Genomic DNA, 19,393 nt, shown 5'->3' with positions numbered 1-19,393 from the left:
TCTGTTTTTCCCATACAAATCAGTCCTTTTTCTAACAATTTATATTTTCGACTGACTCTATTATACCACGGATTGTGCCGTAGAACAAGTGTTCTTTTTGTTTTTTCGCAGTTCACCTCCCACCTGCAGAGGAAGGAGAATTCTTGCTATATTTATGTTAAATATATCCGGATAAACAATTCTTGGATTCATAGTGTATCCTCCTTATCAAGCCACTTTTATGCGTTATTTTTCTATTTCTGAAGATTATCCTATTTTTCATATCAAGTCAATATGTTTTATGTATTTGATTATACCGAAATAAGATAATCAGGAATAGGTTTGGGCTATAGCGCAAAAATCCCCTATACAGAATCGGCTCAGACATAAGTCTGTCCAAATTCTGCACAGGGGATCATTATTTCATATATGGTTATGTGGATGGCGCCAAAAGGCCACGTATCTGTTTATACTCTGCTTACTCAGGCAAGAATGGGCTCCAATGCTTTTGCAAGCTTATCCTTCTCTGCCTGCGCCTCTTCCAGATCTTTTCCAAGAGTTGTGTAATAAATCTTGATCTTTGGCTCTGTTCCTGACGGACGAACGATAACTGTCTCATTATTTTCCAGTTTATAAATCAGTACATTCGCTGCCGGAAGCCCTGTCTCCTCTGGCTTCTCATAGTCTGCAACGCTGACTACCTTATAGCCTGCGATCTCTGTCGGCGGATCCTGACGAAGCTTCTGCATGATTCCTGCCATAGTATCCATACCGCTAAGTCCAGGGAACTCAAAGCTGTCAACCTTATTCAGGTAACGGCCATACTCTGCATAAATTTCCTCAAGTCTCTGCTTCAGGGAACTTCCGATACTTCTGTAATATGCAGCCATCTCACAGATCAGCATGGAACCGATCACAGCATCCTTATCTCTTACATAAGGTCCTGCCAGATATCCATAACTCTCCTCAAATCCAAAGATAAAGCGGTCTACTTCTCCTGCCTCTTCAAGCTGTGCGATCTGATCACCGATCCACTTGAAGCCAGTCAGTACGTTACGCATCTCTACACCATAATGAGCTGCCACAGCATCTGCAAGGGGTGTGGAAACAATAGACTTCACTGCTACCGGATCCTTCGGCATAGTGCCTTTCTCAATACGTCCTGCACAAATATAATCAAGAAGAAGAACACCTACTTCATTTCCGCTTACCAATTCATAAGAACCATCCGGGCACTTCATGGCGATACCCACACGGTCAGCATCCGGGTCTGTGGCAAGCATCAGATCAGCGCCTGTCTTTTCTGCAAGATTAAGTCCCTGCTCAAGAGCTGCAAAAATCTCAGGATTAGGATAGCTGCAGGTTGTAAAGTAGCCGTTCGGGTATTCCTGATCCGGTACGATGGTAATATCTGTAATACCGATATCCTTCAGAACCTGTGTAACAGGTACCAGTCCGGAGCCATTCAGCGGGCTGTACACTAGCTTCAGGCCTGCAGTGCTGCAAAGACCTGGTCTTACCTGACGGGACTCAATTGCTTCATAAAGGGCCTTTTTACAGTCATCTCCTACAAAACGGATCAGGCCTTCCTCTACACCCTCTGCAAAAGACATGTATTTCGCACCGGTAAGCACATCTGTCTTCTGGATCTCTTCGTACACGATGGCTGCAGCATCATCGGTCATCTGACATCCATCAGGACCGTATGCCTTATATCCGTTATATTTCGCAGGGTTGTGAGATGCAGTTACCATAACGCCTGCATTACACTCATAATATCTGGTTGCAAATGAAAGAGCCGGTACAGGCATCAGTGCATCGTAAATGCGCACTTTAATACCATTGGCTGCCAGCACCCCAGCTGCTGTTTTTGCAAATACATCACTCTTAATACGGCTGTCATAGCTGATAGCAACTGTCTGGGAACCGCCCTGTGTCTTTACCCAATTGGCAAGTCCCTGCGTAGCCTGACGTACCACATAAATGTTCATACGGTTGGTACCTGCGCCCAGTACGCCTCGAAGTCCGGCAGTTCCAAACTTCAGTGCCACAGCAAAACGCTCTTTGATCTCTTCGTCATTTCCATTGATCTTTGATAATTCCGGTTTCAGGTCTGCATCTTCAAGATCTGCTGCCAGCCAGCGCTCATATTCTTCCTTGTACATATCACCACTCCCACTTTTCATTTTGATTTGAAATTAACTGCAATTACAAATTACTCTTAACAAACTACATTTAACTGTAATATAACATATTCTTGTTCACTCGGCAACTGCTCGAAGAGTTTTACCTCGTAATCCTATGCGTGAAGAATGTTACCTCGCAATTGCTTGAAGAGTGTTACCTCGCAGTCCTCGCAATTGCCTCACAGTGCTGCCGTATTTTGTCAGCGATCATCAATCTGCTATTTTTTTCCTGCATTTCTGTCATGTAAATTATCTACAGCTATGTCAGCCAAATCAGATCACCTCAAATATCAGAATTTTTTCCCTGCTATCTTCTCCCTGAAACAAATCCCTGGTGTCAATTTCATCATAAAACATCAACTGCCCCTGCGTCATCAGAAAGCTGACATATTCTTCTGATGGATAATAGAAAAACAGCAGCATGCTTCTTGGATTCCTGTAATATGATTCATATATCCTTGCAAGAACAGACCGTAAAATCTCCAAAGCAAAGGGATTAAAAAAATAGCATCTGTCCACTTCCGCCGGAACCTCATAATTCTCAGCACTGCTTAGTACAAAAGAAGTACGGCTGCCTGATACGGCTGCTGATCTGTTTGCCGCCGCTTCCTGATAAATCCGCTCATCATACTCCACACCGATGGATCTGCATCTGGTCTGATAAGAAAGAAAAAAGCATACCCGCCCCTTGCCGGTACCATAATCCAGCACTGTGTTATTTTTCCTGATCAATCCACTGTTCGCCAGACGTTCCAGTACAGTATAAGCAGTCGGTTCATAGGGATACCTGTACTGGTCAGAATGTGTGTCGTCCCTGCCCGTGGTTTTTATTTTTAAAAGCTTATCCCATTGTGTTTCACTTTGATTCATTGGTTTCATTCTTTCTTGGTTTCATTCTTTCTCTGTTTCATATTTTCATATCAATTACAAAATCAGTGTAAGCATATTATTTCTGTGATACCAGCTCATAAGAGCATTTTATATAATCTGGATTGCGGTAATACACACTTGAATTAAAATCGGATATCTCATCACTAATAAATGAACCAAATACTTTTTTATTGCTTCAACTATAATGTCATATAACCCCATCACATCCAAAATTAAGGTTTGATATACACGCCCTATGGAAGTTACGGTTGGCGCACTATATCTGAAGTATATCATATTTGCAGCATTTAGGTGTATTGCAGAATCAATTATCAGCGATATTTCGCAAAATGAAATTGTAAATTCCATCGCCCGCTTAGCTGAACTAACTACAATTTTATATAGCGGATTCTGTCTTTTTTCGCTATAATAAGGATGTTTTAATAAAATACTTGCAAGGATGGGACTGACACACTACAGCCCCTTCAGAACGGAGGAAAAATGGAAATCGTATGTTTAGACCTGGAAGGTGTATTAGTACCGGAAATCTGGATCGCATTTGCCAAAGAGACCGGCATTCCTGAATTAGAGCGCACCACCAGAGATGAGCCGGATTATGATAAGCTTATGAAATATCGTATTGGGATTCTGAAAGAGCATGGCCTTGGCCTGAAAGAGATCCAGGAAACCATCGCAAAGATCGATCCGCTTCCCGGAGCAAAAGAATTTCTGGACAAGTTAAGAGAACTGACCCAGGTGATCATTATCAGTGATACTTTTTCCCAGTTTGCAGGACCTTTAATGAAAAAGCTGGGATATCCTACCATTTTCTGCAACTCTCTGGTAGTTGCCCCTGATGGTGAGATCCTTGATTTTAAAATGCGCTGTGAAAAATCAAAATATACTACTGTAAAAGCCCTTCAGTCTATCGGCTATGACACTATTGCCAGCGGAGACAGCCATAATGATCTGGGCATGATACAGGCCAGCAAAGCAGGCTTCCTGTTTAAGAGCACAGATGCTATTAAGGCTGAATACCCGGCCATTCCTGCTTTTGAGACTTATGATGAGCTTTATGATGCCATCAAAAAAGTAATCCAATAAAAAATAAATACGTCCTTTTAATGCTCTGTGCCAAGGAACAGGAGCGCTTATTCTGTCAGCAGATGGATGATGCGCCCTTCCCTGTGCAGGATCTTCTGATCCTCCAGGCTTTTCAGCTCACGCATCATAGCACTTCTGTCCACTCCCAGATACTGGGCCAGAGTTGTATAAGACATTGATATTGTAATATCTTTTTTATGCTTTTCAGCGGCTATGCAGTTCAGATAAGCAAGAAGCTTCTTCTGTGTAGTCGATCTGGAAAGCATATAAATCCGGTTTGTCTGCTGCCCGGCATGCAGGGCAGTCATCTGAAGCAGATTGCTGACCATCTGGCTGTGATGCCAGCAGGCTTTTTCGCATCGCTTGATCACATGTTCATAATCAATAAACATTACCCGTGCCATTTTTTGGGCGCGCACATAATAATGCTGTGAATCCCCGGATAATAGAAAAGGTTCCCCAAAAACACTATCCTTCTTCAATTCATCTATAATATATTCATTCCCATCTGCGTCGCAACAGTACAAAAGCGCCTGTCCCTCCATCATCAGCCCAATCTTTTTCATAACAGAAGAATATTCCATGATGGTTTCATTATTCTGATAGGTTGTTTCCCTTGCACAGAAGCAAACCCGCATCAGCTCCTGCTCCTCTGGTGAAATTTTTGTAAAAAGTGTAATATGTTCCATGATATTCCTCCCTGGTTACAGTATATCATTCTTTTTTATAAAAAAATATAGATTTTGTTGCATTTGCAACAGCTTTTTCTCCTGTTTCAGGGTATACTTTCATCATCAGGAAACATAAAAACAGAAACTCATAAAATTTTTAAGGCACATAAATATGAATCAAGAAATAAAAGTGAGGGCAAAAGCATGAAAATCACAGATAGCATTAAATATGTTGGCGTAAATGATCATCAGGTAGATCTTTTTGAAGGACAGTATGCTGTTCCTAATGGAATGACATATAATTCCTATGTGATCCTTGACGACAAAATTGCAGTTATGGATACTGTAGATGCTAATTTCACCCATGAATGGCTGGATCATCTTCAGCAAATACTGAACAACCGAAAGCCTGATTATCTAATCGTCCAGCATATGGAACCGGACCACGCTGCAAATGTAGCAAATTTTCTGAAAGTTTATCCAGATACTACCGTAGTTGCAAATGCGAAAACTTTCACCATGATCAAGAACTTCTTTGACCTGGATCTTGACGGTCAGAAGCTGGAAGTGAAAAACGGAGGCACTCTTTGCCTTGGTTCTCATAATCTTACTTTTGTTTTTGCTCCTATGGTTCACTGGCCGGAAGTAATGGTAACTTATGACAGCACAGACAAGGTTCTTTTCTCGGCAGATGGCTTTGGCAAATTCGGCGCCCTGGATGTGGATGAAGACTGGGATGACGAAGCAAGAAGATATTTTATTGGGATCGTAGGCAAATATGGCCCGCAGGTTCAGTCTCTTCTGAAGGTTGCCGCAACTTTGGATATACAGGTGATCTGTCCTCTTCACGGCCCAGTTCTTTCCCAGGATCTTGGTCATTATATCAGTCTTTATGACAAATGGTCCTCCTATACCCCTGAAGAAGAAGGAATTGTGATCGCTTACACTTCTGTTTATGGTCATACCAAAAAGGCAGTTGAAATCCTGACAGACAAACTGAAAAGCAAAGGCTGTCCCAAGGTTGTGGTTTATGATCTTGCAAGAGACGACATGTCTCTGGCTCTGTCTGACGCTTTTCGCTACAGCAAACTGGTTCTTGCAACTACCACCTATAATGCCAGTGTTTATCCATTTATGCATGACTATCTTACCCGCCTGGCTGAGCATAATTTCCAGAACCGTACCGTTGGTCTGATCGAGAATGGTTCCTGGGCTCCTCTGGCAGCAAAGGTGATGAAAGAGCTTCTTTCCGGATGCAAAAAGATCAACTGGCTGGATACTACAGTAAAGATCCTGTCTGCAGTAAATCAGGAAAATATGGATCAGCTGGAAGCTATGGCAGCTGAGCTTTGCAAGGAATATATTGCCCAGAATGACCAGCTTGCCAACAAAAATGACCTGACTGCTTTATTCCGTATTGGCTACGGTCTATATGTAGTTACATCCAATGACGGTAAAAAGGATAACGGCCTGATCGTCAATACTGTCACACAGCTTACAGATACCCCCAACCGTGTGGCTGTAAATATTAATAAAGAAAATTATTCCCACCATATTATCAAACAGACCGGCGTCATGAATGTAAACTGCCTGTCTGTGGATGCACCATTCTCTGTTTTCCAGCAGTTCGGATTCCAGACAGGGCGAAGCGTGGACAAATTTGCAGGACAAAAAATTTGTCGCTCAGACAATGGTCTTGTTTTCCTGGATAAATATATTAATGCTTTTATGTCCTTGAAAGTAGAGCAATACGTGGATCTTGGCACTCACGGAATGTTCATCTGTCAGGTAACTGAAGCCCGTGTTATGAGTGATCAGGATACTATGACTTATACTTATTATCAGAAGCATGTAAAACCTCAGCCTGAGACAGAGGGCAAAAAAGGCTTTGTTTGTAAAGTTTGCGGCTACATCTACGAAGGAGATGAGCTTCCGGAAGACTTCATTTGTCCGCTTTGCAAGCATGGTGCAATTGATTTCGAGCCGATTGGCTGATTTCTTCTCTACTCTATCAGAAAAGTCCCATCCGGATGGCTCCATAGCCTGACGGATGGGACTTTTCATAATGAACATGATTAATATGTAATGATAATCGCAATTACCTTCATGGGAATATCTCCGGTATTTATAAGCTTGTGGGATTCTCCATGGGCTGTTACCACCAGATCACCTTTTTCCACTGCTTTCTCAACTCCATTATCTACTGCCATACCGGTTCCTTCAGTTATAATGTAATACTCAGATTCATTAATATGGGTATGCTCTCCAATGCTTCCTCCTACCGGAATCGTCATCTGAGACAGCAGACGACAGTTCTTAAAGTCAGTACAATCTGCAAAATTAATAAAAGAAATATCTCCTTCGCCGCCTTTTAAATTGCTCCGCACCGAAGTGGTCATATTTTCCTTCTTGTATACCATGATTTAATCCTCCTGAATTTTTGTAATATATTGCCAAGAATGATCATAACCGTTCATCACCCTCATAGTTACGATGCCAAATACCGCATTATTTTACTTCTACTAACTCGATCCTGAAATTCAATTCTTTGCCTGCCATTTCATGATTGGCATCCAAAGTAATATTTGTCTCATCCTTTGCTGTTACTTTTACAGGAAATGGCTGGCCGTACTGATTAGACAGATATACCTGCTGGCCTACAGTCAGATCCTCTGAACCTGGAAGCTGTGCGATCTCAACTGTAAAAACAGCATCCGGATTAGGCATACCGTAAGCTTCTTCCGGCATCAGATGTACATCTACGACCTCTCCAACTTCCATGTCTGCCACTGCTGCATCAAAGCCTTTGATCATCTGACCTGCTCCACATATAAATTCCAAAGGTTCTCCCCGGTCATAAGAAGAATCAAACTGTGTACCATCATTAAAGGTTCCTCTGTAATGCGTTCTGCAGATTTTTCCCACATTTTTACCTGTAATCGCCGGCTGTGAGCCACAGCTGCTGCAGCCACCACAGGAATGACCTTCTTCATGGCTTCCACAAGAATGGCCTTCCCCGTGATGATGGTCACAGTTGACACCTGCAGATGCCAGTTCGCCCTTCAGATAGCTTTCTACTGCCTGGTCAGCATCCCCGCTGGCACCTGAGCAAACTTCGATCCCTGCTTCTGCAAGAGCAGTCTGTGCTCCGCCTCCAAGGCCGCCACAGATCAGTACATTCACGCCCTGTTCTTCAAGAAGCACTGCAAGTGCCCCATGTCCTTTACCATCGGAGCTGATCACTTCACTGGATACCACTTTCTGATCCTCTGTCTCGTATACTTTAAAATTCTCTGTTTTTCCAAAATGCTGAAAAATGTTTCCGTTGTCATAAGTTACTGCAATTTTCATTTGAAACCTCCCATTTCAATGCATAGTTGTCTGTTTAGTATAGACCTTCTGCCTATGGAAAGCAAGGAAAACGTATCTGGTTTCTGCCTATGTATCTGGTTTTCTTCTGCCCTGCCCCTATTCTGCAGCGCCCGCCATAGCCATATCAGAAATCGTATCTGACAACAGCACAGTTTTTCACTCCAAACGCTGCATATTCCTGATTGCTCATCTCATAAAAATAGGAGTTTACCACTCGTGCAATCCCATTGTGCGCAACCAGAATATATGTCTTCCTGTCAGCTTCCTTTTGAATCTCATCCAAAAGATTGTAAATCCTCTGTGCCAGCTGGAGCATTGACTCTCCGCCTTCATATCTGCAGCAGAAATCTTCCTTGGCTTTTTTAAATGCCAGACCATCACGGGCCGTTGATTCCCATTTGCCATAATTCTGCTCCTTCAGCCTTGGCTCCATCCTTCCTGGAATACCGGTGATCTCTGAGATATGCCGGGCAGTCTCTGCTGCCCGGATCAGTGGGGAATACAGGATCTCATCAGCCTGGATACCCTGCTTCTTAAGCATTTTCCCTGTCTCAATTGCTTGCTGATGGCCCAGTTCTGTAAGTGCTATGTCAGTAGCACCACATATTTTATTTTCTACATTCCACACAGTCTGTCCGTGCCTTACAAAATATACACAACCCATTTTCTTCTTTTGTCATCCTGTTCTTTTATTTTCTGTATAGAAATCTTTTTCCCGCTGATACGCCACAGATCATAGAAAAAAATTTTTCACACAGCAGTTGGATTTATCGGATATAATGAACCCTGCTTTCCTCATAACGATCCTGCTGTTTTCTTTCTTCTGCCGGATAGCCACAGGGCACAATCGCAAAGGCATTCAGATTTTCCGGAAGATTCAGGATTTTTCTTACAGTTTCCATCCGGTCTGTGCCCGGTGCAATTCCCATCCATACAGCCCCAAGTCCAAGCTCATCTGCCTCTAACAGCAGGTTTTCTACAGAAGCACTCATATCAATATGGAAGTACTCCGGTGCAGCCCCCTCTGACCGATAACATGGAACAAATACCACCGGTGCATCTTTTGCACATTTTGTATAAGGTGAAGCCTGTGACAGCTGCTCAATAATGTTCTTATCGCTGACAACATAATACTCCCATGGCTGCTGATTATGTGCGGATGGCGCAGCCATAGCCGCCCTTAACAGCTTCTCAATCTTTTCCTGATCTACTTCTTTATCCTGATATTTTCTGATACTCACTCTGTGAAAAATACTGTTCATCTTACTTTTCCTCCATGTATAAAAATCTGTATTTTGCTGGTGTGAAAAAGCTCTTGCTGTGATCTCATTTTATCACAGAAGAGCTTTTCATGCATTATGAATAATACAAATCATGCCAAATAACCAAAATGAATATTCTCTTCCCCAATTGTTATTTCATCGTATCACCCATGCAATTCCTTATATTTTTTCAATACCCTGCTCAAACTTTCGGGAGTCATATTCAGATAGGATGCTATTTCTTTTTTGCTTACTTTATCCACAATTTCTGGATATGTTTCAACGAAATATTCATATCTTTGTAATGGATTATAGGAAAGTATCATCTTTTCATATTCATATTCTCTTATGGAGGAAATCCCCTGCATCCGTGTACAGGCCAGTGCTACATCTATACTTTTCCTTGACAGCCGGTAGATATCATCGGCTGAAGCGCTCACGATCTCACAGTCTGTCACCAGTTCAGTAGTCACAAAAGAAGTCATATTTTTGTCTATGTTCATGATTCCCACCAACGGCTCACCTGGAAGGTATGCAAAGCAATGAATCTGTTTTTTCCCTTTACGGGTATCATAGTAGGCTTTCACGATTCCCCCTGTTTTATATAGAAAATGAATCCGTTCTACCTTATCATTTTCTTTTAACAGTATTGTTTTTGCTTTCAGACTTAATAATTCTGAATGCTCTGCCAGTTCTTGCACTGCTGTCTCTTCTCTGATCCCCATGATCCTCTGATAAAATGTTTTAAGTTCCTGTGTTTCGTTCAGTCCTTCCAACGCACCCTGATTTGTTTTGTATTTCCCGTTCACCATACTTTTGTTTCCTGTCATCAGCTCTTTTCTTTCAGTACCCTCCTCATAGTCTTAAGATATATAAAACATTATTTATAGTTTTATATATCTTACAAAGATTATAAAATTACTGCTCACTTTTACAATGATTCTCCCCTCAGTGAGCAGTCATCTTTATTATACATTATAGACTAATAAACTGCAATTTTTATTTTTTCATTTCCCTGCTGATCCATTCCATGATCACATCCACCACATACTCCTGCTCCTCCCACATCAGTTCTCTTCCTTTTGGAATACGATGCCATTTTTCCAGACATCCTCTACAGCAGGTAGCCGTTGCATGCTGAGCAACAAACACCGGATGACCTCGCATAGGGGTCTGCCTGCCATCATTTGGCAGATTGGCAGGTGCCAGTCTTTTACTGATAAAATCAATTGCATGTTCCCGTACCTTAGCCATCCCTTTTTCTGACACATAATTCCTGTCGTTCGCCTTTAAGGAAAAACTGCTTCTGAATTTGGATTGGGAAAGGCGTTTCCACAAATTCCCTTCATAGACCGTTGGTGTTTCACATATCATAGAAGGTTGAATACCACCTTTGTAAACGATCATTTTTTCTTTGGAAGTTTTATCTGCAAACTGTGCTTTTTTGGATTCCCTGCTGTTTTCCTGCAGCCGCCTGGCCAGACATGTATTCCGCCCTGCAGTGGTTTCATTTTTGATAGCATAATATACAGCTTTTTTCTCCCCCACCAGCACCAGGATCTTTTTTGCCCTGGTCACACCTGTATAAAGGAGATTTCTTTGCAGCATCACAAAATGACTCATAGTAAACGGCATAACCACAATAGGATACTCACTGCCCTGTGCCTTGTGGATGGTTACTGCATAGGCAAGGGAAAGCTCCTCCAGTTCTGTCACATCATAAACCACTTCACGATCGTCAAACAGAACCGTCAGTTCACGCTCTTCCATATCCACCTTGGTAATGGTGCCAATATCCCCGTTAAATACTTCTTTATCGTAATCGTTACGAATCTGCATCACCTTATCCTTAAGCCGATATTGTGTCCCACCTCGCCGCAAAAAGATCCTGGAGGGATTCATAGCCTCCTGCAGCACCTGGTTTAAATGAACCGCCCCGCATTCTCCCCGCTGCATAGGTGTCAGCACCTGAATATCTGTAAATGGATCCATATGGTAATACCTGGGCAGATTCATTTTGCAATACTGGACAATGGTATCCACAACTTCCTGATTGGTTGTCTTTGAAGCAAAGAAAAAATCTGATTCCTTCCCGCCACGCATATCAATCGACTCCCCCCGGTTGATCCGATGAGCATTCATAATGATCCGGCTCCCTTGTGCCTGCCTGAAAATCTGTGTAAGACGCACCACAGGAACCCTTTGGGAAGCTATAATATCCCGAAGTACATTTCCAGCACCAACACTGGGCAGCTGATCTGTATCTCCAATCAGGATCAATGACATCTGTTCCGGCAATGCTTTTAAAAGATTGTACATCAGCATAATGTCGATCATGGAGCACTCATCCAGGATCAGCACATCTCCCTCAAGAGGATGCTCCTCATTCTTCTGATACCCTTCCGGCGGTTTATATTCTAACAGCCTGTGAATGGTCTTTGCCTCCATGCCGGCAGCCTCGCTCATTCTTTTTGCAGCTCGTCCTGTAGGTGCAGCCAGAATGATCTTACAGCCAGCCTGTTGATATGCTGAAATGATCCCCAGTGTTGTAGTGGTCTTGCCTGTGCCTGGCCCTCCTGTCAGCACCATTACTTTAGAAGAAATCGCCGTTTTAACTGCCAGCCATTGGGTCTCATCATAGGTGATTTTTGATGCATCCGCCACCTTGGATAAAATCCGTTCCGGATCTTCTCGCTTTGCGGCATCAGCCTTCATCAGACGGATCAGTCTTCTGGCACATCCGCTTTCAGCAAAATAATAAGGCGGCAAATAGATAGCTTCCTGTTCCTCTGCCTGGTCCCGGATCACATCGTTGGTACGCAGCATTTCATCCAAAGTGATCTCCAGCTCCGGTTCTTCTACCTCCAGAAGTTCTCCTGCTTTGCTGATCAGCTGCTCTCTTGTTGCATAGCAATGCCCTGCCTCTGCCAGCTTATTAAGAGTGTAAAAAATACCGCTGCGCAGACGGACAAATTTTCCCTTATCAATACCCATCTTCTGCGCAATGGCATCTGCTGTTTTAAACCCGATCCCCCAGATATCGTCAGCCAGGCGATATGGATTTTCTTTTACAATGGCGATGCTTTCACTTCCGTAGGTTTTAAAAATCTTTGTGGCATGGGAAGTGCTCACTTCATGGCTTTGAAGAAACAGCATAATGTTCTTGATCTCTTTCTGTTCTTGCCAGCTTGTTGTGATCCTGTCTACACGCACTTTCCCAATCCCTGGTATTTTCAGCAATTCCTCTGGTGTGTCCTCAATCACATTTAAAGTCTCTTTTCCGAATGTTTCAACAATCTTTTTTGCGAACTTTGGTCCAACCCCTTTCACCAGTCCGGAACCAAGATATTTCTCAATCCCGTAAACCGTTGCCGGAAGTGTTTCTTCAAATTTTTCTACAGAAAACTGTCTCCCATATCTGGCATCCACTTTCCACATACCTTCCAGTGAAAGAACCGAACCTACGTGAGTATCCGGCATAGCGCCAACCACTGTAACCAGATCACTGTAATCCTTCACTGCACATTTCAGCACTGTATAGCCGTTATTTTCATTCTGATATGTAATTCTCTCCACCACGCAGCGCAGATGCTCCATCTCATACCTCTTTTCTACACATCATTTCTGTCTCAGCTCAAGTATACATAAAAGCCCTTTCCATGATTCTGATTTTATCACAGAAAGAGCTTAACTGATATTACTTTTACTAATTTTGCTTTTACTTTGCTTTTACTGATTGTACTGATATTTCTTTTGCTGATTTCTTTTATTGATTTTTTATGAATTTACTTTTTCTATACGCTTAGCTTCTTATCCATAATCCAGCCGCTGATCAGATAAAAAATCGCAGCAGCCAGGAAAGATACCGCTATATCAAGAGCAAGGGTAAGTTCTATACTATTCAGTTCCGGAAGCATATCCATACCCATTCCCAGAAGGGTGGTCAGGATAATGAAAATAATAAAGGCTATGATTCCACTAGCCTTCTTACCAGCAAACACACTGGCAGATAAGATCACAGCTAAATCCGCACTTACAATACATGTGATCCAGCCGGCCAAAGCTGAGAAGAAGTTAAAAGCGATCACCCAGGGATCAATGGATATATTCATATTCATATCCAGGAACCTGTACAACATATCCCAAAGTTCTTTATAATTGCCTACGGCTATATCAATCACTGCCAGAACTGCAAAAAATACTCCTGTCAGCAAAATAGAAATTCCATTTTCCAAAATCTTGGCTCCAAGGATCTGATAACTGCTCCTTGGGGTAAGAAACAACATATAGCTTTGTTTCGTGTTCAGATCCCGCTGCAAAACATTTATGCTTTCCAGACCAATGTACAGGATTCCGGCGGTAGCACATAAGGTCAGTAACATAATCCCTATAAAAAGCAGGTTGTCTTTCTTCAAAAAAACGCCCAGTAAATATACAATTTCCACAACCATGGTAATGCATAATAAAATCAATTTTGAAAATGCGGTTTTACGAAATTCATATTTCATCAACTTTAACATACTGCCTCTCCTCCATGTCCATAAATTTCACGATACAGATCAGCTACAGATTTGTGCTGGCTGATACGTAATTCTTCTACCATACACTGCCGGATCAGATGCCCCTCCTTCAGAAAAAGCACAGCGTCTGCCACACGCTCCAGTTCATCGATCAGGTGGCTGGAAATCACCATCGTCACATCTGGTTCAATGGACGCCAGAATCGTTCTCATAATCTCATCTCTTGCCAGAAGATCAATACCGTTCAATGGTTCATCCAACAGATAAATTTTCGCCTTTCGAGCCATAGTTACTGCTATTTTCAGCTTCGCCATCATACCGGAAGAAAGCTTTTTGGCTCTCATATCTTCGGTAAGTTCCATACTGGTAATCAGTTGATGATATTTTTCCATAGAAAAATCATCAAAGAAATCCTCATAATATTTTCCCACATCTGCTACCGTCATCCAGCTGTAAAAGTAGGGTTCTGTGGACATATAGGCGATCTCTTTCTTGCTCTCGATGCCTATAGGCTGATTCTGGTAAAGAATCCCACCACTATTTGGCTTCACAAGTCCTGCTGCCATCTTCATCCAGGTGGTTTTCCCACTTCCGTTAGGACCCAGCATGGCATATACAAACCCTGCCTCCAATTCCAAGGATACATGATCCACAGCAGTTTTTCTTCCATATGTTTTTGTTGCTTCTCTGCTTTCCAAAACCATTTTCATATTCTCCTCATCATTATTTTAACCGTGTCAAGTAAGCCCCTGTGGGGTTGCAAATATCCACTTGACTCCAAAAATGTCCAAACATTCATACTGCAAGATGCGCCGGTTTCATTTTTCATTTTCCAGAAAGGTGATAGCCTCATGCCTGGAATACCCAAGCTGCTCCATTCCCTCCAGAAAATCCCGTATTAAAGTGCCTGCCATCTCTTTCTTAAGCATATCTATCTTCGCTGAATCTTCTGTAACAAAGGTTCCCATGCCTCGTCTGGTAAAGCATACACCCTCACTTTCCAGTTCTTTATACACTCGACTGACTGTGTTGGGGTTGATAGTATATTCCACCGCCAGGTCACGTACAGATGGAAGCTTCGCTCCCGGGGGAAGCTTGCCCGTTACAATGTCCCGCTTGATCGCATTGGCTGTCTGAAGATAGATGGGCAATGTGGGATTATATTCCATAATATCCTCCTTGTGTATCGCTGTTATAGTTAGATAATACACTAAGTCATTATGATTGTCAAGTTTTTTATATCTGTTTTTTTACATCGGCATCTTTGCATAAAAAAAGCCCTTTGAGAAAAGGATTTCCCCCCTCTCAAAGAGCAAGTCATTCTTTCGTAATTGCTGTTTGCAGCCCTTGCAGATCATCCATGTCAGGATGAGACAACGCACGGTCAAAATTGTCAATCAGCATATCAAGATTCGCCGGATGCTCCGGATTCTCTTTCATCCTCAGATAACGTTCCCTCACAGACTGCGGCATTTTCCCCTGACACATATATTCTCCGACAATAACATTGCTTGAATCAATGGACTGCCTGATTTGTCCCAGAATCTTCTGAAAATATACATCACTTCCGCCAAAACCAGCTGTACCAAAAAGAAAAATCTTTTTATTTTTTAATTTGGATAACAATTCCAAAGTTTTATGATCCGCATTCCCTTTGTCTGTCCAAAATCCTACATACAGCAACTTTGATTGAGGTACCTGAGCTTCAATCGTGCCAAAATAATCACACTCATTCTTAGGCAGTGTTTCATGAATTACATCCGCAAGCTTCTTCGTATTACCTGTTAAGCTGCTGAATACTATCGAATAATTCTCTCTCTTCAAACCTTATCATCTCCTTCTGAAAATGGTATTATAACATATAAACAGTATTCCCAAACTTTTCTGCAAAAGATCCTGCTAATTCTGCTGTACCATATAAGTGTTCTTTTACTGTCTGTACTCTTTCACCGTCTTTATGTGCTATATACTCCATATAAACAGCACCTCCAATACAAAATGGGAGTTAAAATAAAAGTTGAAGCCCCATTGCGATGATCCACATATATGCACAAGTTTTTGGTATCATTAGTAATCCAACCTTTGGTTTTGTTTTACTGAATAAAGTTACTGGAAGATAACAGCCAAAAGAAATGATAATAGCTGCAGCCATCCTTGTCATATGATATCCATAGGTATTTCCTGATATTAAATACAGAATAATTATCCCTATACCTGTAACCACAAAAACTGCATTCCGGATAATAGACAGTTTCATATTTCCTTCATCTGTGCACCAGTTATTCTGTGGAAACATACATATAACAATTCTGATAACTGCTGATATCCAGATTACAGCCTGAATCGCCACCGGCAATGTTATTTCTGGAAATGTTAATTTCCATATATACATTAAAATAATATAAAATACCGTCATTGTAATAGATGATACCTGTAATCCAATTCCAAGCTGTCTCTTTATTTTATCACTGCTGCCCTGTACTGCCCTGATAATTCTTGGCACCAGATGGAATGCATCCCCACCACAAAGCGTCAATGTTAATGCTCCATAAAGTACAAATAAGGTGTTTCCTTTTGAAAATATAAAAAACAACACTGCGGCAACCAAATCAAAAATCAGATATGCTGCATCAAATATTGCCTCCATAACATCGGGCATCTGTGGTTTGTAATTATTCTCTCTCATTATTAATCCTGCTCCTCTTCTATCAGTTGATTGTAAAACAAATAGTTTCTGGTAAAAATAACTCCTGCTAATGCTAAAGCGAAGCCCAGTCCAGAATAAAAAAATGCAATAAACATCTCTGGAAATATACCTGCTGCTCGAAATCCGATCCCGCCACTCATCATACAGGTCATAATTAAATATGCTTTTAGATCAAAGAAATTCCAAAATGGCCGGTACTCTTCATATTCCAGGATTCGTCTTGTATGTTTCTGGCTCATTTTGAAGAACATTAAGCCAAAAAGAATAAATACCAATATTGATATAAAATACAAATACCACTTTCTTTCAATATTCAAGTAGGATAATACTCCTAATCTGGCAACATTAAAACCAGCTATCATCCACACGATTCCGGCAATCAGAAGCAATGTTTTCCTTTTTACACAAAATCTAGCTTTCATCCACTCTCTCCTTATATTTCCTCAAATACTCCTCTGCATTATTGCAAATCTTATTGAAAACCTTGATACACATATGCGTTTCTTCTTCTGTCAATCCGCTTAAAACATTTTGTGCAAACTGTTTTTGTACGTTTATTCCTGCTTCCACAATTAATTCTGCCTTATCCAGCAAAACAATCTCAATATGTTTTTTATTGTCTTCACTTTGTATTCTTTCAATAAATCCTTTGTTTTCCAATTTTTTTAACGAAGTTGAAACATGTGATTTGGTTGATTTTCTAATCTTTACTATTTCTGCTGCAGTATTATGCTGCGGATTATTATGCAGGAACATAAGTATATCATATTCCATCTGAGTTAACCCATACTGGTCACATATCTGGCTGGAAAGCAATTCATAATAACTTGTAATTGTTTTATGCTTATCCCAGAAATACATCTCGCCCTCCTTTATCGTTCTTTTTAGAACGATTATAGTGTAACTCTTCAGCTATGTCAATTCTTTTTGGCATAAAAAAAGCCAAAAAAAAAGCAGCTGGCCTATTTTTCATAGACTAACTGCTTATTACTTTTCGCAACCGACCCAGGGAACTTACTTGATTCGGTTAAATTCATTCTTTCGTACACAGAAGCTGCTGTACTATAATCCGTACTTTTTCAAATCTACTTTTCCATTGATAACTTCAATCCCATCTGCTTCCAACAGTTTTTTCTGTACGTTTTCGCCGCCAAAAGCAAATGCTCCAGCTAGCTCTCCTTTGGAATTTACTACACGATAGCATGGAATATGCTCCGGGTCCGGATTTTTATGAAGTGCATTTCCCACAGCTCTTGACATTCTTGGATTTCCTGCCATCTCTGCCACTTTTCCATAGGTTGCCACACAGCCTTTTGGTATTTTTTTAACAGCCTCATAAATCCGTTTTGTTGGGCTGTACGTGACCAAGTCATAGCTTTCAGATATCATCCTTTTAATATCTTTATCTGGTATTGTTCCATCCAGAACAATGGTATTCCAGTGTTCCTTATTCTGGTGGTATCCTGCAGTTACTGCTTCATATGTACTTCGCCAAAAATCACGCCATTCCGGATCTGTTTTTACATTCAGATTAACATATCCATTACGCTCAAAAATCCACAGAAACGCTTTTTTACTTTCCTTTACTCTTACCAGCTGCCAGGTCTGGTCATGGAAAGGCCTTTCCTCATATGTATCCTGAAATGATAAGCCAAACTCCAGTGCTTCTTTCCGTTTGATCATAAAGATTCCCCTGTATATTTCCATAATTAGAAATTTGAATTCTCATGCTTCCTCATAATACCTATCAGCTATATATTCTGCCGATTCTGCCCATAATCCATTTTCTGTTTCCTGCAATGTCTTGTATGTTTCGGACTTATAAAATTTCACAATCTGTCTGCATGCTCATTTCTTACAACTTCCATTTTATGAAAATATTTCTGCTGTTTTTCTGTACATTCATTATAAGCGCATTATACATAAATACGCAACGAGATTTTTTCGCCAAATCAAACGGGCATTAATAACTGATTTCCACTCATTACCGTATTTTCTGCACTTCCACCAGACATTTTTCCTAATCCACGCAAAATCTTATTTGTACAAGTATATAAGTTTTGGGTAATATAATCCTGTATTCTTCTTACAAGATTCTGTGCATCATCAGATGCTGGATTAATATTATTCATCTCTCCGGCTTCTTTTAAAGAAAAATCTTGAAGGTATCCGTCAGAGAGTTCTCATCGATAGTTTACGGAATGTTTAGACATATGTCTGGTCGCGGCTATCTGATTTCTTGACAGCCCTGATGCATTAAGCTCAAGAATGAGCTTGGCATTAATCTTATTGGCCATAATGACAGGCCTCCCTTCTGTAAAATTTGAGGTAATCCTCATATATAATTCTACAAAAGGATCTATTAAAAGTGGAACTATTGTGTGAATTGCCTGTCAAGTGTAGCTATCGTTCGTATAGGTGGAGTTCAAAAGCGTGCTGATGGTGTCGCTGGCGCGAAATATTCACTTTTTTGCTAATGGGGAGCTTATTTTTCGCTAAGTTGTCGTGCGATTTATTAGAATGGAATTTTTGAAAGAGCCAACACCTTGAATGGGCTGGCTCTTTCAATGTCACCTGTCATTGACAGTCGAGTAGACTAAGACCTCTCAATCTTAGCCCCTCACAGATCCGTACGTGCGGCTTTTCCGCATACGGCTCCTCATAGTAACATTCGCTTCAATATAAACAATAGTACGTTTTAGGTTTTGCTAACGGGTAATAC

At 41.2% G+C, this 19,393-nt stretch carries 21 protein-coding genes; 2 read left to right on the top strand and 19 right to left on the bottom strand.

Going from position 1 to position 19,393, the window contains the following annotated elements:
* Positions 1-461 precede the first annotated feature (461 nt).
* Entirely contained in the window at positions 462-2,144 is a 1,683-nt protein-coding gene (locus tag AB5916_RS16515) for a phospho-sugar mutase (RefSeq protein WP_368191929.1), read from the bottom strand.
* 294 nt (positions 2,145-2,438) lie between these two features.
* Positions 2,439-3,035 (bottom strand): class I SAM-dependent methyltransferase, encoded by a 597-nt coding sequence (locus tag AB5916_RS16510; RefSeq protein ID WP_368191927.1) that lies wholly within the window; start codon positions 3,033-3,035, stop codon positions 2,439-2,441.
* Between the two features lie 501 nt (positions 3,036-3,536).
* On the opposite strand from AB5916_RS16510, the gene thrH reads away from it, so the two are divergent.
* Complete coding sequence (thrH, locus tag AB5916_RS16505) at positions 3,537-4,139, top strand: bifunctional phosphoserine phosphatase/homoserine phosphotransferase ThrH (RefSeq protein WP_368191925.1); 603 nt, start codon at positions 3,537-3,539, stop codon at positions 4,137-4,139.
* Positions 4,140-4,186: 47 nt separating this feature from the next.
* On the opposite strand, the gene AB5916_RS16500 is transcribed toward thrH, so the two are convergent.
* The gene (locus tag AB5916_RS16500) at positions 4,187-4,828 is read right to left on the bottom strand and encodes a Crp/Fnr family transcriptional regulator (RefSeq protein WP_158421356.1); all 642 of its coding nucleotides are present in this window, start codon (positions 4,826-4,828) and stop codon (positions 4,187-4,189) included.
* A 186-nt stretch (positions 4,829-5,014) separates the two neighbouring features.
* Between AB5916_RS16500 and AB5916_RS16495 the strand changes: the two genes are divergently transcribed.
* Positions 5,015-6,805, top strand: a complete 1,791-nt coding sequence (locus AB5916_RS16495; protein WP_368191923.1) for a flavin reductase — start codon at positions 5,015-5,017, stop codon at positions 6,803-6,805.
* A gap of 80 nt (positions 6,806-6,885) precedes the next feature.
* Here the strand turns inward: AB5916_RS16495 and AB5916_RS16490 are convergent, their stop codons facing one another.
* The 16 genes from AB5916_RS16490 to AB5916_RS16415 form a co-directional block, all read right to left on the bottom strand.
* Positions 6,886-7,230, bottom strand: a complete 345-nt coding sequence (locus tag AB5916_RS16490; RefSeq protein WP_173727184.1) for a cupin domain-containing protein — start codon at positions 7,228-7,230, stop codon at positions 6,886-6,888.
* A gap of 88 nt (positions 7,231-7,318) precedes the next feature.
* Positions 7,319-8,161, bottom strand: a complete 843-nt coding sequence (locus AB5916_RS16485) for a NifB/NifX family molybdenum-iron cluster-binding protein (protein ID WP_368191921.1) — start codon at positions 8,159-8,161, stop codon at positions 7,319-7,321.
* Positions 8,162-8,306: 145 nt separating this feature from the next.
* Positions 8,307-8,846 (bottom strand): histidine phosphatase family protein, encoded by a 540-nt coding sequence (locus tag AB5916_RS16480; protein WP_368191919.1) that lies wholly within the window; start codon positions 8,844-8,846, stop codon positions 8,307-8,309.
* A gap of 103 nt (positions 8,847-8,949) precedes the next feature.
* Positions 8,950-9,423 (bottom strand): nitroreductase family protein, encoded by a 474-nt coding sequence (locus tag AB5916_RS16475; RefSeq protein WP_368191917.1) that lies wholly within the window; start codon positions 9,421-9,423, stop codon positions 8,950-8,952.
* 185 nt (positions 9,424-9,608) lie between these two features.
* Positions 9,609-10,274, bottom strand: coding sequence for a Crp/Fnr family transcriptional regulator (locus tag AB5916_RS16470; RefSeq protein WP_368191915.1), 666 nt, complete (start codon positions 10,272-10,274; stop codon positions 9,609-9,611).
* Positions 10,275-10,443: 169 nt separating this feature from the next.
* On the bottom strand, positions 10,444-13,041 hold the full coding sequence (locus tag AB5916_RS16465) for an ATP-dependent RecD-like DNA helicase (protein WP_368191913.1): 2,598 nt from the start codon (positions 13,039-13,041) through the stop codon (positions 10,444-10,446).
* A 197-nt stretch (positions 13,042-13,238) separates the two neighbouring features.
* On the bottom strand, positions 13,239-13,964 hold the full coding sequence (locus tag AB5916_RS16460) for a hypothetical protein (RefSeq protein WP_368191911.1): 726 nt from the start codon (positions 13,962-13,964) through the stop codon (positions 13,239-13,241).
* Positions 13,958-14,668, bottom strand: a complete 711-nt coding sequence (locus AB5916_RS16455; protein ID WP_368191909.1) for an ABC transporter ATP-binding protein — start codon at positions 14,666-14,668, stop codon at positions 13,958-13,960. Before AB5916_RS16455 ends, AB5916_RS16460 begins: the two co-directional genes overlap by 7 nt.
* 114 nt (positions 14,669-14,782) lie before the next feature.
* On the bottom strand, positions 14,783-15,133 hold the full coding sequence (locus tag AB5916_RS16450; protein WP_158421367.1) for a GntR family transcriptional regulator: 351 nt from the start codon (positions 15,131-15,133) through the stop codon (positions 14,783-14,785).
* Positions 15,134-15,281: 148 nt separating this feature from the next.
* Positions 15,282-15,788 (bottom strand): flavodoxin family protein BilS, encoded by a 507-nt coding sequence (bilS, locus tag AB5916_RS16445; RefSeq protein ID WP_368191907.1) that lies wholly within the window; start codon positions 15,786-15,788, stop codon positions 15,282-15,284.
* Between the two features lie 28 nt (positions 15,789-15,816).
* Positions 15,817-15,939, bottom strand: coding sequence for a hypothetical protein (locus AB5916_RS16440; protein ID WP_368191905.1), 123 nt, complete (start codon positions 15,937-15,939; stop codon positions 15,817-15,819).
* Positions 15,940-15,969: 30 nt separating this feature from the next.
* The gene (locus AB5916_RS16435; RefSeq protein WP_368191903.1) at positions 15,970-16,650 is read right to left on the bottom strand and encodes a hypothetical protein; all 681 of its coding nucleotides are present in this window, start codon (positions 16,648-16,650) and stop codon (positions 15,970-15,972) included.
* Positions 16,651-16,652: 2 nt separating this feature from the next.
* Complete coding sequence (locus AB5916_RS16430) at positions 16,653-17,093, bottom strand: hypothetical protein (protein WP_368191901.1); 441 nt, start codon at positions 17,091-17,093, stop codon at positions 16,653-16,655.
* The gene (locus AB5916_RS16425; RefSeq protein ID WP_368191899.1) at positions 17,083-17,532 is read right to left on the bottom strand and encodes a MarR family winged helix-turn-helix transcriptional regulator; all 450 of its coding nucleotides are present in this window, start codon (positions 17,530-17,532) and stop codon (positions 17,083-17,085) included. The genes AB5916_RS16430 and AB5916_RS16425 overlap by 11 nt, the downstream gene beginning before the upstream one ends.
* 201 nt (positions 17,533-17,733) lie before the next feature.
* Positions 17,734-18,354: a methylated-DNA--[protein]-cysteine S-methyltransferase gene (locus tag AB5916_RS16420; protein WP_158421636.1), complete on the bottom strand. Its 621-nt coding sequence runs from the start codon at positions 18,352-18,354 to the stop codon at positions 17,734-17,736.
* A gap of 269 nt (positions 18,355-18,623) precedes the next feature.
* Complete coding sequence (locus tag AB5916_RS16415) at positions 18,624-18,803, bottom strand: TipAS antibiotic-recognition domain-containing protein (RefSeq protein WP_244093072.1); 180 nt, start codon at positions 18,801-18,803, stop codon at positions 18,624-18,626.
* Positions 18,804-19,393 lie beyond the last annotated feature (590 nt).

The sequence above is a fragment of the Blautia sp. 1033sp1_1033st1_G9_1033SCRN_220408 genome, from assembly GCF_040929965.1.
Lineage (GTDB): Bacteria > Bacillota > Clostridia > Lachnospirales > Lachnospiraceae > Blautia_A > Blautia_A ammoniilytica.
Note: the sequence above shows the minus strand (reverse complement) of the source record. Positions and strands in the feature narration are given on the sequence as shown.

Coding starts and splice junctions, on each gene's coding strand:
- AB5916_RS16515 (WP_368191929.1), bottom strand. CDS start 2,144: ATGTACAAGGAAGAATATGAGCGCTGGCTGGCAGCAGATCTTGAAGAT.
- AB5916_RS16510 (WP_368191927.1), bottom strand. CDS start 3,035: ATGAATCAAAGTGAAACACAATGGGATAAGCTTTTAAAAATAAAAACC.
- thrH (WP_368191925.1), top strand. CDS start 3,537: ATGGAAATCGTATGTTTAGACCTGGAAGGTGTATTAGTACCGGAAATC.
- AB5916_RS16500 (WP_158421356.1), bottom strand. CDS start 4,828: ATGGAACATATTACACTTTTTACAAAAATTTCACCAGAGGAGCAGGAG.
- AB5916_RS16495 (WP_368191923.1), top strand. CDS start 5,015: ATGAAAATCACAGATAGCATTAAATATGTTGGCGTAAATGATCATCAG.
- AB5916_RS16490 (WP_173727184.1), bottom strand. CDS start 7,230: ATGGTATACAAGAAGGAAAATATGACCACTTCGGTGCGGAGCAATTTA.
- AB5916_RS16485 (WP_368191921.1), bottom strand. CDS start 8,161: ATGAAAATTGCAGTAACTTATGACAACGGAAACATTTTTCAGCATTTT.
- AB5916_RS16480 (WP_368191919.1), bottom strand. CDS start 8,846: ATGGGTTGTGTATATTTTGTAAGGCACGGACAGACTGTGTGGAATGTA.
- AB5916_RS16470 (WP_368191915.1), bottom strand. CDS start 10,274: ATGACAGGAAACAAAAGTATGGTGAACGGGAAATACAAAACAAATCAG.
- AB5916_RS16465 (WP_368191913.1), bottom strand. CDS start 13,041: ATGGAGCATCTGCGCTGCGTGGTGGAGAGAATTACATATCAGAATGAA.
- AB5916_RS16460 (WP_368191911.1), bottom strand. CDS start 13,964: ATGTTAAAGTTGATGAAATATGAATTTCGTAAAACCGCATTTTCAAAA.
- AB5916_RS16455 (WP_368191909.1), bottom strand. CDS start 14,668: ATGGTTTTGGAAAGCAGAGAAGCAACAAAAACATATGGAAGAAAAACT.
- AB5916_RS16450 (WP_158421367.1), bottom strand. CDS start 15,133: ATGGAATATAATCCCACATTGCCCATCTATCTTCAGACAGCCAATGCG.
- AB5916_RS16440 (WP_368191905.1), bottom strand. CDS start 15,939: ATGGAGTATATAGCACATAAAGACGGTGAAAGAGTACAGACAGTAAAA.
- AB5916_RS16435 (WP_368191903.1), bottom strand. CDS start 16,650: ATGAGAGAGAATAATTACAAACCACAGATGCCCGATGTTATGGAGGCA.
- AB5916_RS16430 (WP_368191901.1), bottom strand. CDS start 17,093: ATGAAAGCTAGATTTTGTGTAAAAAGGAAAACATTGCTTCTGATTGCC.
- AB5916_RS16425 (WP_368191899.1), bottom strand. CDS start 17,532: ATGTATTTCTGGGATAAGCATAAAACAATTACAAGTTATTATGAATTG.
- AB5916_RS16420 (WP_158421636.1), bottom strand. CDS start 18,354: ATGATCAAACGGAAAGAAGCACTGGAGTTTGGCTTATCATTTCAGGAT.
- AB5916_RS16415 (WP_244093072.1), bottom strand. CDS start 18,803: ATGAATAATATTAATCCAGCATCTGATGATGCACAGAATCTTGTAAGA.